Annotated in this window: 14 protein-coding genes and 1 tRNA gene; 8 read left to right on the top strand and 7 right to left on the bottom strand. The window is 36.8% G+C overall.

From position 1 onward, the window contains the following. The 3 genes from EGT49_RS12735 (at position 1) to EGT49_RS09650 (ending at position 5,932) form a co-directional block, all read left to right on the top strand. Positions 1–1,251: a glucosaminidase domain-containing protein gene (locus EGT49_RS12735; RefSeq protein WP_135373801.1), complete on the top strand. Its 1,251-nt coding sequence runs from the start codon at positions 1–3 to the stop codon at positions 1,249–1,251. Positions 1,252–1,502: 251 nt separating this feature from the next. Then, on the top strand, positions 1,503–3,917 hold the full coding sequence (gene leuS / locus EGT49_RS09655; protein ID WP_135373799.1) for a leucine--tRNA ligase: 2,415 nt from the start codon (positions 1,503–1,505) through the stop codon (positions 3,915–3,917). A gap of 377 nt (positions 3,918–4,294) precedes the next feature. After that, complete coding sequence (locus tag EGT49_RS09650; RefSeq protein ID WP_135373823.1) at positions 4,295–5,932, top strand: putative polysaccharide biosynthesis protein; 1,638 nt, start codon at positions 4,295–4,297, stop codon at positions 5,930–5,932. Between the two features lie 384 nt (positions 5,933–6,316). On the opposite strand, the gene EGT49_RS09645 is transcribed toward EGT49_RS09650, so the two are convergent. Next, complete coding sequence (locus tag EGT49_RS09645) at positions 6,317–7,153, bottom strand: NAD(P)H-hydrate dehydratase (protein ID WP_135373797.1); 837 nt, start codon at positions 7,151–7,153, stop codon at positions 6,317–6,319. Positions 7,154–7,213: 60 nt separating this feature from the next. Between EGT49_RS09645 and EGT49_RS09640 the strand changes: the two genes are divergently transcribed. After that, a tRNA-Leu gene (locus EGT49_RS09640) sits at positions 7,214–7,296 on the top strand. A gap of 182 nt (positions 7,297–7,478) precedes the next feature. Here the strand turns inward: EGT49_RS09640 and EGT49_RS09635 are convergent. Together EGT49_RS09635 and EGT49_RS09630 are read right to left on the bottom strand one after the other, a co-directional pair. Next, positions 7,479–8,852, bottom strand: a complete 1,374-nt coding sequence (locus EGT49_RS09635) for an FAD-dependent oxidoreductase (RefSeq protein WP_135373795.1) — start codon at positions 8,850–8,852, stop codon at positions 7,479–7,481. Positions 8,853–8,960: 108 nt separating this feature from the next. Further along, the gene (locus EGT49_RS09630; RefSeq protein WP_135373793.1) at positions 8,961–9,353 is read right to left on the bottom strand and encodes a hypothetical protein; all 393 of its coding nucleotides are present in this window, start codon (positions 9,351–9,353) and stop codon (positions 8,961–8,963) included. A gap of 181 nt (positions 9,354–9,534) precedes the next feature. Between EGT49_RS09630 and mscL the strand changes: the two genes are divergently transcribed. Continuing rightward, entirely contained in the window at positions 9,535–9,924 is a 390-nt protein-coding gene (gene mscL, locus EGT49_RS09625) for a large-conductance mechanosensitive channel protein MscL (protein WP_135373790.1), read from the top strand. A gap of 128 nt (positions 9,925–10,052) precedes the next feature. Here the strand turns inward: mscL and EGT49_RS09620 are convergent, their stop codons facing one another. The 3 genes from EGT49_RS09620 to EGT49_RS09610 form a co-directional block, all read right to left on the bottom strand. Then, positions 10,053–12,959: a hypothetical protein gene (locus tag EGT49_RS09620; RefSeq protein WP_135373788.1), complete on the bottom strand. Its 2,907-nt coding sequence runs from the start codon at positions 12,957–12,959 to the stop codon at positions 10,053–10,055. Between the two features lie 199 nt (positions 12,960–13,158). After that, on the bottom strand, positions 13,159–14,472 hold the full coding sequence (locus EGT49_RS09615; protein WP_167849820.1) for a sensor histidine kinase: 1,314 nt from the start codon (positions 14,470–14,472) through the stop codon (positions 13,159–13,161). Further along, positions 14,462–15,154 carry a response regulator transcription factor gene (locus tag EGT49_RS09610; protein WP_135373784.1) on the bottom strand — a complete coding sequence of 231 codons (693 nt, stop codon included), beginning with the start codon at positions 15,152–15,154 and terminating at the stop codon, positions 14,462–14,464. Before EGT49_RS09610 ends, EGT49_RS09615 begins: the two co-directional genes overlap by 11 nt. A gap of 220 nt (positions 15,155–15,374) precedes the next feature. Between EGT49_RS09610 and EGT49_RS09605 the strand changes: the two genes are divergently transcribed. Then, complete coding sequence (locus tag EGT49_RS09605) at positions 15,375–17,771, top strand: mannosyltransferase YkcB-related protein (protein WP_135373821.1); 2,397 nt, start codon at positions 15,375–15,377, stop codon at positions 17,769–17,771. A gap of 17 nt (positions 17,772–17,788) precedes the next feature. Next, positions 17,789–18,754, top strand: coding sequence for a glycosyltransferase family 2 protein (locus EGT49_RS09600; protein WP_167849819.1), 966 nt, complete (start codon positions 17,789–17,791; stop codon positions 18,752–18,754). A gap of 190 nt (positions 18,755–18,944) precedes the next feature. Here the strand turns inward: EGT49_RS09600 and guaC are convergent, their stop codons facing one another. Beyond that, the gene (gene guaC / locus EGT49_RS09595) at positions 18,945–19,922 is read right to left on the bottom strand and encodes a GMP reductase (protein ID WP_135373780.1); all 978 of its coding nucleotides are present in this window, start codon (positions 19,920–19,922) and stop codon (positions 18,945–18,947) included. 306 nt (positions 19,923–20,228) lie between these two features. Here guaC and glnA point away from each other — a divergent pair, with 306 nt between their 5' ends. Next, positions 20,229–21,560, top strand: a complete 1,332-nt coding sequence (gene glnA, locus EGT49_RS09590) for a type I glutamate--ammonia ligase (protein WP_135373778.1) — start codon at positions 20,229–20,231, stop codon at positions 21,558–21,560. Positions 21,561–21,866 lie beyond the last annotated feature (306 nt).

Below are 21,866 nucleotides of genomic sequence, written 5' to 3'. Positions count from 1 at the left end.
ATGGTTATTACACGTCGAGAAAGAAAAAGCGAAGACAGTCGCTTGACTAGATTAAATAATAAAAAAATAAAGAATGCAAACTTCCGCAAAAACATGACCATTTTGGGTTCTAGTATGTTTGTCGGAGCAACCGTAGTTGAGATTGCCGATATTGCTGCTCCAACTCCAGTTAAAGCTGAGGCATTATCTGTAAATAATTTATTGTCTCAAAATTCAGTAATTACTAAACAAATTACCTCTAAAGGTGCAGGTGACCAACAGTTCTTGGACTATATTGGTAATTCAGCACGTAAATTAGCTTCAAACAATGACTTGTACGCTTCGGTCATGATTGCCCAAGCAATGATTGAAAGTGGCTGGGGTACTAGTGGTTTAGCGAGTGCACCTAATTACAATCTCTTTGGTATTAAGGGTGAGTATGATGGTCAATCTGTTAATATGGGTACCCAAGAAGATGATGGAACTGGTAATTTGTATTCAATCAGTTCCAACTTTAGGAAGTATCCATCATATAAGGAGTCACTTGAAGATTACGTTTCCTTGTTAAGAGGCGGAACAACTGGCAATTCACAATTGTACGCCGGAGCTTGGAAGAGTAACACAACTTCTTATAAAGATGCTACAAAATTTTTGACTGGCCGTTATGCGACCGATACGACTTATGCTGATAAGTTAAACAGTTTGATTGAAAAGTACAATTTGACCCAGTTTGATACTGATACAACTAGTAAGGATAAAACTTACACGGTTGCTCAAGGGGACACTTTGCAATCAATCGCGGATAAATTTAATATTTCACTTGAAGATTTAATGAGTATTAATAATTTAAAGACTAATAATTATATTTATCCTGGTAAAACTTTAATTATTACTCAAATTATTGGTGCTGATGGTAATCCATTGTCACAATCAACGACGTCTACAAATGATAACAATACGATTATGGTCAATACTTCTGCTGTTAAAGAAGATACTGGCAGTGTCGGGGATGCTTATGAAGATTCACAAGCACCAGTGGTTGTTCAAGACGAACGTAATGGCGTTAAGAAATATGATCCAAGTGAAAATACTGATACGATCAATGTCCAAAACGATTACGATAAAGCCCAAGAACCTCAGTCTGTAACGGTTCAAGATGGTGATACATTGGAGTCGATTGCTAATAGTGCTGGAACAACAGTTGACAATTTAAAGAAGTTAAATAACTTAAATTCAGATTTATTGGTTGTCGGAACTACATTATTGGTATAGAATACTAATCAATGGAAGTAGTAGATTTTAGGAAGACTGTTAAGAAAGCGCATGGGGATGTGAATGCGTAGCTTCTTATTTTCGAACTCGTCCACTTATCATAGTTGCCGAAACTAAGTAAGTAACTACATCTAATCCGTGTTAAGGATTTCAAGAGTCGTACTTATTTAGTGCGGAACTTAGGTGGTAACGCGATAACTCGTCCTATGATTTTATAATCATAGGACTTTTTTTGTATAGGAGGAGAATTTATGTACAATCACAATACCGTTGAAAAGAAATGGCAAAAGTATTGGAAGGAACACGATACTTTTAAGACTACTAATGATCCCAAGAAGAAGAACTTTTATGCCTTAGATATGTTCCCATATCCATCAGGCCAAGGACTTCACGTGGGACATCCTGAAGGATATACAGCTACTGATATCATTGCTCGTATGAAACGTGCTCAAGGATACAATGTTTTGCATCCAATGGGTTTTGATGCCTTTGGACTACCAGCTGAACAATATGCTCTAAACACTGGACACACGCCAGCCGACTTCACTGAGAAGAATATTCAAAACTTCAAACGTCAAATCAATTCACTTGGTTTCTCATATGATTGGGACCGTGAAGTTCAAACAACTGATCCTAAGTTCTACAAATGGACACAATGGATCTTTGAACAAATGTATAAAAAAGGTTTGGCTTATGAAGCAGAAGTTCCCGTTAACTGGTCACCAGATTTAGGAACAGTTGTTGCTAACGAAGAGATCATCGACGGAAAAACTGAACGTGGTGGTTTCCCAGTTATTAGAAAGCCAATGCGTCAATGGATGCTCAAGATCACAGCTTATGCTGACCGTTTGATCGATGATTTGGATGACATCGACTGGCCTGAAAGTATCAAGGAAATGCAAAGAAACTGGATCGGTCGTTCAGTTGGTGCTCAAATCACATTCCCATTAGTTGGCCATGAGCAAAAAGTTAACATCTTTACAACTAGACCGGATACAGCCTTTGGTGTGCAATACATGGTGCTTGCTCCAGAACACGAGTTAGTTGATCAAATCACAACTCCTGAACAAAAAGCTGCTGTGGATGCATATAAAGAAGAAGTGTCACACAAGTCTGATTTGGATAGAACTGACTTAAACGATGAAAAGACTGGTGTCTTCACTGGTGCATATGCTATTAACCCAGTAAACGGTGAAAAGATCCCCGTTTGGATCTCTGATTATGTTCTAGTAACTTATGGTACCGGTGCTGTAATGGCCGTTCCAGCCCATGATGATCGTGATTTTGCCTTCGCTAAGAAATTTGATTTACCAATGAAACAAGTTATCGAAGGAAATCTTGATGATGGTGCAATTACTGGTGACGGTAAGCACATCAATTCTGATTTTCTTGACGGCTTGAACAAGGAAGATGCCATCAATCGAATGGTTGAATACCTTGAAGATAAGGGTATTGGTGAAAAGAAAGTTAACTACCGTTTGCGTGATTGGGTTTTCTCTCGTCAAAGATATTGGGGTGAACCAATTCCTGTCATCCATTGGGAAGATGGTACAACTTCACTAGTTCCTGAAGATGAATTACCACTTAAATTGCCAGAAGATGATGACATCAAGCCATCTGGTACTGGTGAAAGCCCATTAGCTAACTTGACTGACTGGGTCAATGTAGTTGATAAAAATGGTCGTAAAGGTCGTCGTGAGACTAACACAATGCCACAATGGGCCGGTTCATCATGGTACTACTTGAGATACATTGATCCACATAACGATGAAAAACTTGCTGACTACGATCTATTGAAACAATGGTTGCCAGTTGATCTTTATATCGGTGGTGCAGAACACGCTGTACTTCACTTACTCTATGCACGTTTCTGGCACAAGGTGCTTTACGATCTAGGGGTCGTTCCAACTAAGGAACCATTCCAAAAACTCTTTAACCAAGGGATGATTCTTGGTAAAGGTCACGAGAAAATGTCTAAATCAAAGGGTAACGTTGTTAACCCTGACGATGTCGTTGAACAATATGGTGCCGATACGTTAAGAACTTATGAAATGTTCATGGGACCACTTGATGCCTCAATCGCCTGGTCAGAAAATGGACTTTCTGGTTCAAGCAAGTTCTTGGATCGTGTTTGGAATCTCTTCATCAATGATGATGATTACTCAACGCTTCGTGATGGCTTCTTGAGTGATGAAAACGACGGTAAGCTTGATAAAATTTACAATCAAACCGTTAAGAAAGTTACTGAAGATTATGATGCATTGCACTTCAATACTGCAATTTCACAAATGATGGTCTTCGTTAACGAAGCTCATAAAGTTGATACGATGCCAAAAGCTTATGCTGAAGGGTTAGTTAAATTACTTGCACCAATCGCTCCACATATGATGGAAGAACTTTGGAACAAGTTTGGTCATTCAGAATCAATTTCTTATGCTGCTTGGCCAACATTCGATGAAAGTAAGTTAGTATCTGATACAGTTGAAATCATCGTGCAAGTTAATGGTAAACTTCGTGATAAATTAGAAGTTGCTACAGGTACAGCCAAAGATGAGTTAGAGAAATTAGCTACAAGCGATGAAAAAGTTCAAAAATTCATTGAAGGTAAAAATATCGTCAAAGTAATCGTTATTCCTAACAAGATTGTTAATATCGTTGTTAAATAGTAACGCAACAAAAAAAGGCTTCGGAAATTTTTCCGAGGCCTTTTTGGTTGAATAATTAAACTATCTGAACATTAAAGGGTGAGGGCTGATACGTGTGTGTAAATGAATAATTGCATGAAACTACTTTTTGTTTTAATAAAATATTTTATGGTCTAAATATCCAACGAATATTATTTTACCATGTGAAACCAATCGTTAGTAGCGAATAAATTGGCAATTTGTCTAATTAAATTTTTTTTGGCATAGAAATAATTTGCAATTTCAGGAATTTAAGAGTAATTTAAATTTTTTAAGATGAATACTTTGCTATAATTGAGAAGATAGTTTTTAAGGTGGTGCATGTTTTGGGCGTAAATAAGAGCCATGATGATGAAGTTATGCCAGTTTTAAATCCAGAATCGTCATCTCAAGATACAATGCTGAAGGGTTCAGCATGGATGACAGCTGGTAGTATTTTCTCTCGAATATTAGGAGCAATCTATATTATTCCTTGGATGGCCTGGATGGGGTCAGATTATCCAGCCGCTAATGCGTTGTTTGCTAAGGGATATAATATTTATAGTCTCTTTTTAATTGTTTCAACGGCAGGAATTCCTGGAGCAATTTCTAAGCAAATTTCTCACTACAATGCTCTCGATCAATATTCAACTGGTAATAAGTTGTTTAAGCATGGTTTAAAGATCATGACCTTTATGGGTGTTTTGTTTGGAGCAATCATGTTTTTTGGGGCACCGCTGTTAGCAACATTATTTACTGACGGTGATCCAAGAAGTATTCCGGTTATTAAATCTTTGGCGGTAGCCGTTTTGATTATTCCAATCTTGAGTATTCTAAGAGGATACTTGCAAGGTTATTCAGATATGGCTCCGTCAGCGATTTCGCAATTTATCGAGCAAATAGCTCGTGTGATTTATATGTTGATTGCAACTTATTTAATTATGGTTGTAAATAAGGGTAGTTATATCAATGCGGTTGTTCAATCAACTTTTGCGGCTTTTATCGGGGCGGCAGTTGCTATCGGTATTTTAATTTTAGCAATTTTGAAAAAGTTACCACGGCTGCGTCAGTTGTCACGCAATGGTAAACCGACCGAGAATGTTAATGAGAAAAACTTTACTCGTGAAATTTTTGAACAAGCGGTTCCATTTATTATCTTGGATGCGGGTATAACATTCTTTAATTTGTTTGACCAATCTACTTTTAATCAATTTATGAGAATGTTTGTAAATGCGACGTCAGCTCAACTAGATAATTATTATTCACTCTTTGGCTTCCAAGCTAATAAGTTGATTATGATTATCGTTTCCTTGTCCAGTGCGATGGCAGTTACTGCGGTACCGATTTTATCGGGCTTATATTCTAAGGGAAATAAAGGGAAGATTGAAGATCAAATTTCAAATACTTTGGAACTCTTTTTCTTCATTATGATTCCAGCTTCTCTAGGGATGTATGCAGTGGCTCAGCCATTGTGGACAACATTTTATCGTTATGATTCACTTGGTATTTTAATGCTCCAATTTTCATCGGTGATTTCAATTTTGCTAGGCCTGTTTACTGTTTTATCCGCGGTCTTGCAAGCTTTGTATCGTAATAGATTAGCCATCAAATACTTCATTTATGGCTTCATCGCCAAGGTGGTTGTACAACTGCCGATGATTGGAATTTTCCATGAATTCGGACCATTGGTTGCAACTAGTATCGGTATGGGAGTAGTTTCTTGGCTAATGTTGAGAGAATTACATTCAATCTATCCATTTGATACAGGCCGAATTTCACGTCGTATCAGTGGTATCATCTTGTTCTCATTGATCATGTTCGTTTCAGTCATGATCGTCAACTGGGTAGTTTTCCACTTCGTCGGCAATTCCGATCGTGTCATCAGTATGGTAGCGTTAGTCTTTGAAGCAGGACTCGGTGGTGTGATTTATGGCTACTTAGTTTTGAAGACTTCACTAGCTGATAAAATCGTCGGTTCAAAAGTAGACCGAATCAGAAAACTGTTAAGAATGAAATAAGAGAGCGAAATAGGATATAACCAACTCTCGAATATTGAGGTAAATAGACCGTGGTAATCGTTTTTTTTGATTACCACGGTCTATTTGTTTTTAAAAAAATTGCTATATTATGTTTCACTCTCTTGTTGAAACGAGTTACACAAGAGCAACTCCCTCCGAGATAACAAAATTTCAGAAATCACTCGCAAAGTGCAACGAGCAATTCCTGAAATTACGTTATCCTCCGGGAGCTGACCGCTCTTGTTCCACTCTCTTGTTGAAACGAGTTACACAAGCCAGACTCAGCCATATAGCTACATTCCCCAAATCACACACAAGATCGGTGTGCAATTCGTGGAATTAGGCTATCTGTCTGAGTCTAAGCGGGCTTGTTCCACTCTCTTATTATTTTTGACTGAATTTAGCCATATACTTCGGTAGTTTTTCAATTATCTTTGAAGGTAAGACGACATAATTTTTTTCATTTAAATCATCAGCAATCAGACTGTGAATCAAAAGGGCACTGGAGATGGTTTTAATTGAAAAGCCAAATTGGCCAATGAAACCGGCTAAGATACCAGTTAAGGTGTCACCCATGCCGCCAGTCGCCATACCTGGATTACCAGCTTGGATTTGGAGGATTTTATCTTGATAGTAGATTTCTGACAAATGTTTTTTCAAAATCAAAATTGCTTTAGGATTAAGTTCTCTTAATTTAGCTTGACTATTTTCAGGAGTTTGTTGAGCAATTGGTAACTGTGATAATCTTTGCCATTCGCCTTGATGTGGTGTCAAAACTAGATTAGCTTCAGATTGCAACAAGAGGTCGGTTTCAGCAATTATTGTGAGTGCCGATGCATCTAAAATAATAGTTTGTTCAGCATTGGTATTTGTTAAAACGGCTTTGACAAGCCCTTTAGCAACTGAAGACGTTCCTAAGCCTGGTCCAATAGCAATGACATTGCTATTTTGAATAGCTAACTGTAAGTCTTTTTTACTATGATAATCAATAGTCATTGCCTCAGGAATTTTGACGTTAATAGCGGTAAACTTTTCGGGCGTGGTGGCAACGGTCACTAAACCAGCACCACTGTGAACAGCAGCACTACTGCAAAGAATAGCAGCTCCACCAAAATGAGTCGATCCTGCAATAATCAGGATTTTCCCATAGTTTCCTTTATACGATTGTGGATCTCGAGGTGTGATCACTTGACTTAATACGACTTTATTTACTTTTTCCATTGCAAGAACCTCCAATTGTAGTATCATTTTAATTGTAATCTATTTTTGTAAAAAAGTATTGCCGTTGTGGCGGAACTGGCAGACGCGCAGTGTTCAGGTCGCTGTATGGTTTCCATGTGCGGGTTCGAATCCCGCCAACGGCATAAAAAGAGCGGGACAGGACATGGTCAACTCTCGAGCATTAAGGCAAATAGCTCTGTGGTAATTGAACTTCGATTACCACAGAGCTATTTGTTTTAAGCGGAAAGAGTTATGTCCTGTTCCGCGTTTACGCTGCAAATTTAGAAGTAAGGGTAGTTACGTCCCAAACTTTTTTTGAATTGAATTAGAAATCTTTTTCACCTAAAGCATGTTGAGCGGCAACATTTAAGATACTCCATTGTCTGTCAAAACCAGGTTGGAAGAAGAAGTCAGCATCGGCTAGATCTTCAACTGTTAGTTTGTGTTGAATAGCGAGTGCTAAGACGTTTCCTTGAGCAGTGACATCATAAGTAGAAAGAATGGCTCCACCTAAAAGAACGTGTGAACTTGGATTGAAGAATAGTTGGACGTAAACTTCAGGATTATTCTTACCTGCTGGAACATAAGCTGGTCTGAGGCTTCCTGAATAGAAGGAAGATTTAATGTCAACATTTGATCTCTTGGCTGTGAAGCTATTGAGTCCACTTTCAGCAAAGTGATAGTCGAAGACACTCAAAGCAGAACTACCTACGACACCGCTAAATGGTAGGGCAGGATTCTTTTCAAATAGGTGCTTAACAACGTATCTAGCTTCACGACGAACAACTGTAGCTAAAGCGATTGGTACGTGATTGTCAGCCGGAATTGAATATGCAAGTGTGGCATCACCGATAGCATAAACATCTGGCAAATTAGTTTGGAGATACTCGTTAGTCTTGATCCAGCCACGGTCATCCAAATCAACTGTACCTTTTAACCAGTCGGTATTTGGTTGTACACCGGCAGCTTGAATGACTAAGTCGCTAGGATATTCGGCAGTATCAGTTTTAACGCCAGTAACAGCTTTGTCACCAGTATAGGCTGCAATTTTAGCACCAGTAACAACCTTAACGCCTTTTTCTTCAAGGTGTTTTTGAAGGATATCTGTCATTTCGGAATCGAGATAAGTTCCTAAAGGACGATCCAAAACATCAATTAAAGTGACATTTTTACCAGCTTTGACACTAGCTTCAGCGGCTTCGATACCGATGTAACCAGCGCCAACGACGGTAATATTTTTAACAGCTGCATCTTCTAATTTAGACTTGATTTTAGTTGCCCAGTCAAAGCCTCTCATTAAGAAGACATTTTCTAAATCAGCTCCAGCAACGGGAAGTGACTTAGGTGTGACTCCAGAACTTAGAATCAATTTGTCGTAAGGATAATCTTGACTTGAGTTATCAGTAGTATCGATAACTGTGACAGTCTTTTTATCAGCATTGATCTTGGTAACTTGATGGTTGTTCAAAATTGCTACGTTTTTATTCTCTGCAAAATCATCAGGACTGAAATTGCGAACATCGTTCACGTCTGTGACACTGTTTTCTAGATATAATTCCATACCACAGGACATGAATGAAACGAAATCTCCAGCCTCGAATAATTTAATATCAACATCTCTATAGCGCTTCAATAATTCCAAAATTGATTGATGGCCACCGTGAGATGCTCCGACGATTACTACTCTTGTCTTTGACATAAAATAACCTCCATCTGTTCTTAATAAGAATCATTACAATCTAAGAATAGCTCTAAATGAAATCACTGTCAAACCATATGTTAGTTGACATATGTAAATAAATTAGTTTTAACTAAAAACAATTTTTGAGAGAACCTTACTGAGTGATTTAGGAGACATAGCTAAATTTTCTTGCTTCAAAAGATTGTCGATTTCCTCTTTAATAGCCTGATTTTGTAACTCTTTTAAGTACTGAAAACCAGCAATTGTTAAGCCATTTAATTTGATCAAAGTAACGTATTTAAGCGGACTAACTACACCTGAAACAATGTTGTCATCAATCATACTAACTAAAGTGTTCTGCATGTCACGAATCAAAATTTGATTGTTATTGTCACTAGCGATGTAGTCTTTAACCTTTTGATAACTTTGTGAGTCGTCAAGCAGTTCTTGGAAATCTTTAGGATTTTTTTCAGCCATGATTTCTAAGATCATTTTGTACATGTCGAAATAATTCATCATACACAACCTTTCTTATTTACTTATCTTCATTATATTATCAGTTAACAATTATTGGGAAAAAATTAAGCTATTCATAAATTACGCAAAATATGCTATTTGTATATCGCACTTTTCCAAAATATTTGCAAAAATTACCTAGAAAACCCCATAATTGAAGTAATAAAGATAGGAGATTTTTATTATGATTAAAGAATTTAAGGATTTTATTAGTCGCGGCAATGTCTTAGACTTGGCAGTTGGTGTTATCATGGGGGCCGCTTTCACCTCAATCGTACAATCGTTGGTAAGCAACTTGATCAATCCTTTGATTGGTCTGTTCTTGGGAAAAATTAATTTGAGCAATTTGGCTTTTAAAGTGGGCGACGCAACGTTCAAATACGGAACTTTTATCGAATCGATCATCAACTTTTTAATTATCGCTTTTGTAGTTTTCTTGTTAGTTAAAGTTATGAACAAAATCATCAAGACCCGTCAAGAAGAAGTTGAAGAGGAAGAAGACGACAAGCAAGAAGAAATGATCATGTACCTAAAGAAAATTTCTGAATTGTTGGATGAGAAAAAAAGAAACTAGTCGTTGTTAGTTTTGTTACTTATTTCGAGTAATTTAAAAAGCTGTACTAATGAAATTTACTCATTAGTACAGCTTTTTTGTGTGTCCACTTGAACTCTAACAAATTTAATCAATTAGTTATTCATTAATTATTCAATAGAATCGACAGTTTGCCAAGTCCAGTGGCTGACATAAGTACCCATAGAACCGCCGTTTGTTGAATTAAAACTTAATTGTAACTTTTTAAGGATCTGATCAGTAAAGTCAGTTGAATATTGCCAATCAGAAGTGTTCTTGCCATTCGTTTCACCAATTATAAAGTTATGGCTATCAACTAATTTTTTATCCCAATAAGCGGTGTGACCAATTGATTCTTTTTCGAGCCGGTATTCGTCTTCATCTTCGCCATCAGGATCTACGCCGGTATCGTGGTGAGTATTCTCTTCCAACTTGTAGAATGTATCCATCGAAAGGCTGACCGCAACGGGGCCAGAATTTTTTTGTCTAAAGTCATCAAGAATAACTCGACCAGCATCTATTTTTGGACTAGCTAGTGAACTTCCATTGGGGGTGACAGCGACTGTTCCTAAGTCAATTTCCTCAGGAGCCGATAATTTCAAGCCACCAGGTTGGTGTTGGAAGTAGAATTCCTCTGTTCCGGTCAAATTCTTGTCGTCAGTAATTGTGAAAGTCAATTTGTGTAATTTGAAGTCGTTGCAATCACTGATTGATAATTCATCTAAATTCCAATCAACCATTGCCCCAAGTTTGTCATTTTTCAAATCTTTGAAAATAACTTTTTTAGTTGGATCATTGTCGAGAGTGTAAGAAATCTCTTTAATTTCTTTACTATCCTTATCCGTCCAATAACCAGATAGTTCTAAGTCAGTATCCATTGGATCGTGGGGGCTTTTTTGATTGGATTGTGGAGTCGTTATGATAAATTGAGGTGCTTCAGTTGATTCCCTGATAAAACGAATGTAATGGGTCTTAACGGGTGAACGATTCCCTTCAGCATCTTCCATGTAAAAGCGGATAACGTGAGTACCTTTATCTAAATTCTTTAAGTTGATCTTTTGATTTTCAATCTCATGATGTCTTCCGTTGAAAGCATCGTCAGAAGACTGATCGGTGTTAAAGAGGATTTGGTAATCTTCGTCTTTGTCGCTGTCAATCGAGTAGTGCATTGTCGCTTTAGTACTGTCATAATCGTACCAGCTACCAGTTAATGGGAGTGCAGAAGCATCAGTTGGTAATAGTTGAGGATCATCTTCAGTTCCATGGAGGTCTAATTCGATTACAGGATTAAAAGTTGTTCCTCGAACGTCAGTTTGAGAAACGTATTGTAAAGTAGTAGCTTTACCTATTGGCAAATCAATCATCGTTGTACGCATTGTTAGACCTGAATCCCATTGACTATAAAATTTATTATTATTAATAGCTTTCATACCCAAACGAGTTCCGGCAGCGCTGGAGTCATCAGTGTCGCCTCGATCATTTAAATCTTCAAAAGCGTTGAATAACTTTGAATGGACGTAAGGAGATTTATATTGGTCCTTTTTCTTATCATAGAAGTTAGTTGGTGGGTTGAAAATTCCTGGATTAAAACGATTTTTCCCACCTTTCCAAGGATAATATCTTTCCGTCAAGGGGATTAATCCAATCAAGCCGGGATTGTAGGCAAAACCTTTATAAGCTTTGTAAGATTTGGCGGTTGAACGAGCAGCCCAGGCGTTAGGACCATCGGGATTATTGACATAAACACTATGTCTGACTTGGTTATCACCAGATTGGATGTACATACCACGCTTTTTTCCTAGGGTTTTCATAGGGACATAATTACCAATTCGCTTACGATTTTTGTCGGTGATTTCACGACCATCTTTATTTAGCGAAAAATCTTGATTGGAGAAACCAACGAATTTAGTAAAGTAATAATTACCTGTGTTTTTAAAGGTGATTTTCGTTACTACTCGACCCATATCGTTGAAACTTTGTTTGATGGTAGTTGTTATTTCTGGGTTGGGATGGTTTTTCTTGGGAACATAAAAAGCCCTTTGTTTGTAAACCATTTTTTGTTCTTCAAGCCCAGTTTGTGGGTTAGTTCGATAGTAAAATTTTGGTGTTTCCGGCAACCCGTAAGCTTCCCCTAGGATATCTGGTCCGGAAACTCCTGGTACACCTTTTCCGTCGGTTGGAATAACGTAGTTGTATAAATTGTTAGAAATAAAATTTCTAGGGGAACCTTTAGATTTATCTTCAATTCCACGTTGAGAAATTCCCATATTGATAATTTCACTTGCATCGTAATCTTCTTCTTGGTGATCTCCGTAATGAGAAGTGTAGATGTGATTTCCGTCAGCTTTTGGTCCATCAAGAATTTTGCTGTTAGGTTCAGAGTAGAGAATTGCTGAGTTGGCAGCCGTTAAACTATTATTACGACTGTTTCCTTTAGTCGCGTATGATTCGCTAATTGAGGCCCGAGAAATGGCCATGTTGTAATCGCCAAAATAAAGTAGCGGTCTGGTACTACTGCCGTCGGAATGTTCAAGGATTGGTCCTTCACTGACTTTTAAAAATTCAGAGAAGACCCAACAAGTTTCGTTAGAATCATCACCAGTTTGAGTGGCAACATTACTTTTATTTTCGATTTTGTTTAAATCATAATCAAAAATCTTTTCACTGTCAGATTTTAAGATGGTCAGAGTAAAAGGCTTTTCGTTATTTGTCAAAAGTCTAAAAGAAAGTCCATCGGGTTTATCTAGTTTTAATTTGAATTCATTTTGCTCAGCGTTACTGTCGATTTTGTCTTCGCCAAGTTCATTTTTCAAAGCGTCTAAGTCAATGACTTTGTCTTCACTAGTTTTAACGATTAATTCTTTTTCAGCTTCTAAAATGTAACTAATGACAATTTCGTTATTATTTTTGTGCTGAAAAATTTGAGAAATGTCAGCGGTAGTTACTTTTTCTTCTTGTGCTTTGATCGTGGTAGTTTTTGCACATGAAAATAAGATGCACAAGAAAAGTATGCATAGTAAGATTTTTTTTCGTTTCATAAATTACTCCCTCAAAACATGATTTGGTAATCTTATCATTACGATAATTTTTTTATAGTTCATAATTTTGAAGTTGATTTGTTATGAAATGACGTGCGAAATATTAAGAATTACATGATTTTTATTAAAATAGATTAGATAAATCAGGTTAGTAAATAGGGAAAATAAAATAAGTGATTACGATAAATTAATATCATAATCACTTATTATGTTTAATCGGTAATTCAACCACGAACTCACTACCTTGGGGTAAGTTGTCACGTACACTGATATTACCATGATGATTTTCAACGATTTGTTTAGCAATAGCCAAGCCTAAGCCGTGTCCACCACTACTTTGATTGCGTGATTTGTCCACCCGATAAAACCGACCAAAAACTTTTTCCTTATCGGAGTCCTTTATACCGACACCGGTATCGGCAATGATCAACTGATACTTGCCATTAACAAGCTGATCATAGATTCTGATGGTGCCATTTTTTGGGGTATATTTAGTGGCATTGTCGAGCAAGATGATTAACAATTGCTTGATCTTATCACGATCCAAATACAAAGTGGGATGATAATTGAGACTAATTTGGAAGACCTTATTTTGTGAGTTGATAATATCTTTGAAGGGGATGATCGGGTCTTTTAAGAAGATTTTTGGATCAGTGGATTCAAAATTTAACTGCGTTGTCGCATTGTCGAAACGGGCCAAGTCAAGGAGATTATTGGTCAATGAGTTCAAGCGGTTGACTTCATCGAGTGACACGGAGATTGACTCGGCTTCATCGATAATTTTCTTATTTGGCTTCGTTAACATGTATTCCAATTTTCCTTGAATGATGGTCAAAGGTGTTCGTAATTCATGGGCAGCATCGTTAACAAATTCCGTTTGTTGTTTCCAAGAACGTACAATTGGTAGCATGTTAATTCTTGCTAGAAAATAAGAAATTACTAAAGCAATCACCCAAAAGACGAAGAAGGTAATGGCAAGAATCTTTTCGAAATTCTCCATTGTTTGAATCTGCGTGTCGATGTTTTGCATGATCAAAACATAATTTCCGGCATACATCGGATTATTATTATTCTTGGAAACTTTTATTAAAATTGAACGGAAGTTCATATTCTTTATGACGATAGTTTGTTTCTTGTTAAGATTTTTTTTATTAAATTTTATATTCTTGAGAATTGAATAACGATTACCCAAACTAGATTTATTTAATAACTTACCTTTTTGATTGAATACTAAAATGGATGCTTGAAAGGGAGCCTTAGGTGTAGGTTCCTTTTTTTTGTACTGAGGATTAGGACCTTGTGGACCGGGATCATCGTGATGCATATTTGGCTGCTTTTTTACGGATGCAACTTCTGATTTCATTTCTTTATCAATACTTTTGTAAGTTGAACTTTGAAAGGAATTAAAAATAATTAAGCCAAGAGTCAAAAACAAAATCGCAAACGAGGCCATGATTGAAAGAAATAATATAAATTGTTGCCGACGGGTAATGGTGCTTTGTTTAGATTTCATTTTCATCTTGGAAAATATACCCGACGTTTCTAATAGTTTTAATCAAAGAATCATTCTTTGAAGGACGTAATTTCTTACGTAAGTTGCTCATGTAGACTTCGACGACCGTGATGGAGGTGTCAGAGTCAAAGCCCCAAATACGTTCAAAAATTTGATCTTTGGTTAAGATAGTATTTTTGTTTTGCAACAAATAAACTAATAAATCATATTCTTTACCGTTCAAAGCAATTTTTTGATTGTCGGCAACAATTTCGTGATTATTCAAATTGACTTCGAGATTTCTAATTTTTAGGACAGAATCGTCGGCTAAAGTGCCACTTCGTTTTAAGAGGGCTTTAACTCGAACTAATAATTCTTCTCGATGAAAGGGCTTGGTCAAGTAATCGTCAGCTCCCAAGTTGAAACCGTGGATTTTATCATCTAATTCCGCTTTAGCGGTCAAAATTAGGACTGGTGTGTTGATTTTTTCAGCTCGAATATTCTTTAAAACGTCATAGCCGTTCATCTCAGGCAACATAATATCCAAGATGATTAAGTCGTAGACGTTCTCAATTGCCGCAAACTTCCCACTTAAGCCATCAGTTTCAATATCGACGTGTGAAAAATCGGCTAAAAAGGTCGAAATATTATCGGCCAAGTTTTTGTCATCTTCTACTACTAAGATTTTTATATTCTTTGGCATAATCCAACTCCTTTGGAAATTCTAACTCTAAGTATAAAGCAAAATCTTTAATTTAAGCTTAATTTAAGTTACTTTGGCTAATCTTGGATTCGTTGTTACGAAAGGAATGGAGCAAATGAAAAATTTAACCCAATTAAAACCGATTATTTTATCGATCTTAGTTTATTCAATCATTTGTTTTTTTATAAAGATAGCTTTCTAAGATGGGAGAAGATAAATGATGGAATCAAAAGAGAGTCGTGTCGAAAATCGACACCAAAATAATTTCATTAATAAATTCAGAAATATCAAATACGATTATTGGCTCATTGCCATTTTAATCTTAGCGGCTTTTCTCTATGCTTGGAATATTTGGGAAGCAGGAGAGGCTAATAATTTTTATACGGCGGCAATTGTCAGCATGACCAAGAGTTTTAAAAACTTTTGGTATGCTAGTTTCGATCCAGCCGGATTTATCACGGTTGATAAACCACCGGTAGCACTTTGGTTTATGACTATCAGTGCTAAAATTTTTGGCGTTCACGGTTGGAGTGTCGTCTTGCCGTCAATTCTGTTTGGAATTGGCTCGGTTTATCTGATTTACAATTTAGTTCATAAACGTTTCGGCAGAATTCCAGCTAGAATTTCAGCGTTGATCATGACTTTAACACCAATTGTGGTCGCTGATTCTAGAACTAACAATATGGATGCTACGTTAGTATTCTTCTTGTTATTATCAATCTGGTTCGTGCAAAAATCGGTGATGGGACAAAAGCAACGTTATCTGTGGATTGGTTTTGCCCTAATGGGTGTCTCGTTCAATATCAAAATGTTGCAGGCGTTCATGATTTTGCCAGCACTTTATTTATACTATTGGATTGCTAGTAAAGTTAATTGGAAGCAAAAAATCGCCCATTTATCAATTGCAACAGTCTTTTTAGCAGTCTTCACCTTGATTTGGCCTTTGTCGGTCGATTTAACTAATTCTAATAGTCGCCCATATGAAGGTGGTTCGGAAACTAACTCGGCTTTGGAATTAGCTTTTGGATATAACGGAACACAACGACTTTTAGGTCAAACAACTGGTACTGGTGGTGCTTTCCCAGGGATGGGCAATAGTAAAAAGAGCAGCAGTAAGAAATCGATGACACCGCCAAATTCGAAGAAGTCTACTAAATCGATGACGCCACCTTCGAATAGTGGTTCTAAGAAAAATAGTTCGTCATCAAATCCACCTGCTTTACCAAGTGGCACTAAGAAATCCTCTCAAAATGGTAATCCACCAACTAAACCTGGTAATTCCCAAAAGATGGGTGGTTCGACAACTGGTGCAGCTGGAGGAGGCGGTGGTGCCTTCAATATTGGTACTGCAGGACCACTTAGACTTTTCCAAAAGGAACTCGGTCCACAAATTAGTTGGCTATTACTCATGGCAATTTTTGGTGTAATTTCCAGTTTTGTATATTATCGTGGTTCAAAAATGAAGAAGTGGTACTCACTCAATCCCCAAAGAAATGAACTTTGGTTGTGGGTTGGTTGGTTGATTCCGGTAGGCGGATTCTTCTCCGTAGCCAGTTTCTTCCATCCATATTACACGATCATGTTGGCACCAGCGATTGCTGCTTTAGGTGGTATTGGTATATTTACCATGATTAAGCAGTGGCGTGAAAAATCGATTTGGGTCATGTTGTTACCAATTTCGATTTTATCAACAAGTCTTTTACAAGCTTGGTATTTGTTTGATTACTATCCAACACTTGCCTGGGTATTATTGATAGCTGGAATTATTTTATCAATTCCACTGTTTGTTTTACCTTGGATCGCTATTAAATTGAGAAATAAGCGGATTTGGCCAACTTTAGCTTTAATTTTAATTATGTTGGCTCCAGGATTTTGGTCATTAACACCAACTTTGGCTGGGTCATCTGACAGTATTCCTAGTGCTGGACCTTCCTTGTTATCACAAATGGGTAATGGCGGAGGTAACATGAATTCTCAAGTTGACTCTACCTTGCTTAAATATTTACAAAAGCATCAAGGAAATGCTGAATACTTATTTGCAACTGACGATTCAAGTACTGCTGCTCCTTATATTATTCAAACTGGTGAAGCAGTAATGGCTATGGGTGGCTTTAATGGTACTGATAAAGCTATTACTTTGAAACAGTTCAAGAAACTGGTTAAAGAAGGTAAAGTTAAATATTACTATTCTGGCGGTAAGACTGGTGGTTCAAACAATCAAATTGTTAAATGGATCAAGAAACATGCTAAGAAGGTTACCTTAAAGAGTAGTACTAATGCTGCCAGTTCAGTAACGGTAGCTACTAATGCTAATAATAGTGAAACTAGTCAAAACCAACCACCAACACAAGGTCAAAATTCAAATCAAAATCCAGGTCAATCAGGTCAAAATCAAGGTCAGGCTCCTCAAGGCCAAGCTCCAACTGGATCAGGTGAGGGTATGGGAACTCCTCCTTCTGGCGGTTCTCAACCTAAGAAAAAGAAATTGACGAAGAAACAATTAAAGAAAATGAAGAAGAATAAAACTAATAATTCATCTCAAGGCACCCCTTCAATGGGTGGTGGCATGCCAGGACAATCTGGAACCTTGTATGATTTATCCAGTATTTATGATTAACAAAAGGAAGGTTGGTTATGAAATTGATTTCTATTGTATTGCCAGTCTTTAACGAAGAAGCAGGGATTCAAGTCACGATAGATACTTTGCTTAATTATATTGAGCAACAAGAAGAAGACTATGAACTGATTTTCGTTGATGATGGTTCTAGTGATAAATCGGTGCCGATCATTCGACGTATGTTGGCACAACACAGTAATATTAAACTAGTCGAATTCTCCCGAAACTTTGGCCATCAATTAGCTATCACAGCTGGTCTTCACTATGCCAAAGGTGATGCGGTCGTGGTAATGGATGCTGATTTACAAGATCCTCCAGAAGTGATTCCACAGATGATCAAAAAATGGCATCAAGGTTATCAAATTGTGTACGGTAAACGGAAGCAAAGGGATGGTGAAACATTTTTCAAGAAATTTACTGCAAAGATGTTTTACCGGACGTTTGAAAAGATTGCCACGATCAAAATGCCACTTGATACGGGAGATTTCCGGCCGATGGATCGGGTGGCAGTCAATCAACTTTTGAAGCTACACGAGAAAGATCCATTTGTTCGAGGACAAGTAACTTGGATTGGTTTTAAGCAAACGAGTGTAATGTATCATCGTCAAGAAAGAATTGCTGGAGAAACGAAATATCCGCTTTCTAAGATGATTAAATTAGCATTAGACGGAATCACATCTTTTTCAATGAAGCCATTACAGGTTGTTAATATTTTTTCGGTCGTTCCTTTAGTTAGTGGTGTTTTTTATCTAGGTTATATGATTGCAAGTAGTAGCTTTAACTTTGCTGCAGTCGGCATCACAATTCTTCTGTTTACCTTAGGATTATTGATGTTATCGATTGGAATAATGGGTAGCTATCTAGGCAGAGTCCTAGATCAAGTTAACGACCGGCCAAGTTATATCGTTAGCAAAACGGAAGGATTTGAAGAACGAAATAAAGGAATTCATAGTTTTGATGTTCGACAAATTAATAATAATTAGATTAGAAATAATCAGAAAAATTAAAAGGTTTGATACTGTTTAATTAATCATTTATGTGTTACAGTAATGGTAAATTTGATAAGTTAATTGTTTGATGGACAATTATCTTGTTGAATTGAAAATGAACTATCCCATTCATAAAAAAAGAAGCTGACGAACACCCAGTCGTCAGCCTCTTTTTTTTGCTTTTTTAGTAGACATCACCGTTGTAAATTGAATTTTTAACGATAACGTAATCAACTTTTCTTAATGAATTGAGATCTTTACCACCAGCATATGAAATTGATGATTGAAGATCTTGTTGCATTTCAGTCAAAGTTTTTTGAATCTCTCCTTTATAAGGAACAAGCATTCTTTTACCTTCAACGTTCTTATATTCGCCCTTTTGGTATTGGGAAGCGGAACCGAAGTAAGCTTTGTACTTCTTACCATCTTTTTCAATCACTTCACCAGGAGATTCTTTGTGACCAGCAAGTAGGGAGCCGATCATTACCATGCTAGCGCCGAAGCGAATCGATTTGGCGATATCACCATCATTTCTAACCCCACCGTCGGCAATGATAGGTTTGCTAGCAGCTTTACCACAAAGTCTAATAGCAGCTAATTGCCAACCACCGGTACCAAAGCCAGTTTTTAGTTTAGTGATACATACTTTACCAGGTCCGATACCAACTTTAGTAGCATCAGCTCCAGCATTTTCTAATTCACGAACTGCTTCAGGTGTACCGACATTACCGGCAATCAAGAAACTTTCGGGAATAACTGTCTTAATATATTTAATCATTTTAATGACCCGGTCACTGTGACCATGCGCAACATCAATCGTAATATAATCAGGTTTGAGATTTTCGGCCTTTAATTGGTCGATAAAGTCAAATTCGGCTTGCTTGATGCCGACACTAATAGAAGTAAAGAGGTTCTTTTCTTGCATGTGTTTAATAAAACCGATTCTCTTTTCAGGTTCAAAACGATGCATGATGTAAAAATAACCATTTTCAGCCAATTTTTCGGCTAAGTTCTCGTCTAAGATTGTTTGCATATTTGCTGGTACAACGGGAATCTTAAAGGTTTTAGGTCCAAATTGTATACTTGTATCACATTCTGAACGGCTGTCCACGATACATTTGTTCGGTATTAGTTGAATATCCTCATAATCAAAAACTTGCATGTTTTATTCACTCCAGTAATTACGAACAATTATTATTTTTATATTTGATTTCGTTCGTACTTGTAATGTACCTGATAAGTTCAAAGAAGTCAAATTTATTCTTCGGATAATTTTCATTTGTGTGATAGAATTTTCATATACAAAATAATTTGTTTTTTTATCAAATTCCATTTAAAATTAAAGATAAATGTTTGACACCAATAAATGGAATTGGTATTATCAACATGTTATTGGTTAAACGTTATATTAATAACATTTATTAGAAGTCTACAAAAAATTGGTATATACAATAGGAGTGGCTAAAAAATGCAACATTATACTGCAGAAGATATTACGAAAATGGCAAATGATGAAAACGTTGAATTTATTTGTTTAATGTTTACAGATATCAACGGAATCATTAAGAATGTCGAAGTGCCGGTTTCACAATTGGATAAAGTCCTTGCAAATAAGATCACTTTTGATGGTTCATCAATTGATGGATTCACTCGTATCGAGGAAAGTGATATGTTATTACATCCAGATCTTTCAACTTGGTTGATTTTCCCATGGGGTGAAGAACATGGAAAAGTTGCCCGTTTGATTTGTGATATTTATGAAACTGATGGTGTAACACCATTTGCGGGTGATCCACGTGTGAACTTGAAGAGAATTGTTAAGAAGATGCAAAAGATGGGTTATACCAACTTTAATATTGGACCAGAACCTGAATTCTTCTTATTCAACACTGATGAACATGGAAAACCAACACTTCATTTGAATGATGATGGTAGTTACTTCGACTTTTCACCTGCTGATCTTGGTGTTAATGTTCGTAAGGATATTGTTTTAGGACTAGAAAAGATGGGCTTTGAAGTTGAAGCTAGTCATCACGAAGTCGCTCCAGGACAACAAGAAATTGATTTCAAATATGAAGATGCCGTATCCGCTGCAGATAGCATCGAAACATTCAAGTTGGTTGTAAAGACTATTGCTAGAAAGCACGGCCTCTATGCAACCTTTATGCCAAAGCCTGTTCAAGGAATTAACGGTTCAGGAATGCACATTAACATGTCACTCTTCAAAGGTGACGATAATATCTTTGATACAACTGACGATATGTTGTCAGATACAGCTAAGAAATTTATGAGTGGATTATTGAAACATGCTCGTGCTTTAACTGCTGTTAATAATCCAACTGTTAACTCATACAAACGTTTGGTACCAGGCTTTGAAGCTCCAACTTATGTTGCCTGGTCAAGTAAGAACCGTTCTCCTTTGATTCGTGTACCTGCTGCAACTGGTAAGTCAAAACGTATCGAAATGAGAAGTGTTGACCCAACAACTAACCCATACTTAGCAATTGCATGTATTTTGGATGCTGGACTTGATGGAATTCAAAGTAACTATGATTTGATGCCAGAAGTTAAAGATAATATCTACGAAATGTCAGAAGAAAAACGTCGTGAAGAAGGTATCATCGATCTTCCATCAACATTGCACAATGCTTTGAAAGCCTTGAGAAAAGACGAATACGTTCAACAATCACTTGGCAAAGACTTAACTAATAGTTTGTTTGCTGCTAAGAATGCTGAATGGGCAAGATACCAACAAACTGTTTCCCAATGGGAAAGAGATACTTACATGACTCAATATTAATTAACACTTTACTGAAAATGGATTTATTTTTGCGTAGCAGATTGATGCTGGAAACAGCTTCAAAAGCTAAGTTATCAATGAATAACTAATTTTTAATTTACATACTTTTCTCTGGAAATGAAGCTTTTTTCATGTTAAGATTTAGCGTAATCAAAATTCTGATTACTGCTTTCCCCCCAGAGAGCAGAAAGAGTTCGGGACATAACTCCCGATTCTAAAAAAACACGATAGAAATTTCCATAAAATATGGAATTCCTATCGTGTTTTTTTGGTATTCAGTTGGATATGATAATAATCTTGCCAACT

It is taken from the genome of Companilactobacillus suantsaicola (genome assembly GCF_004745525.1).
In the GTDB taxonomy this organism is placed as follows: Bacteria; Bacillota; Bacilli; order Lactobacillales; family Lactobacillaceae; genus Companilactobacillus; species Companilactobacillus suantsaicola.
This window is presented reverse-complemented; position numbering and strand designations above follow the sequence as displayed.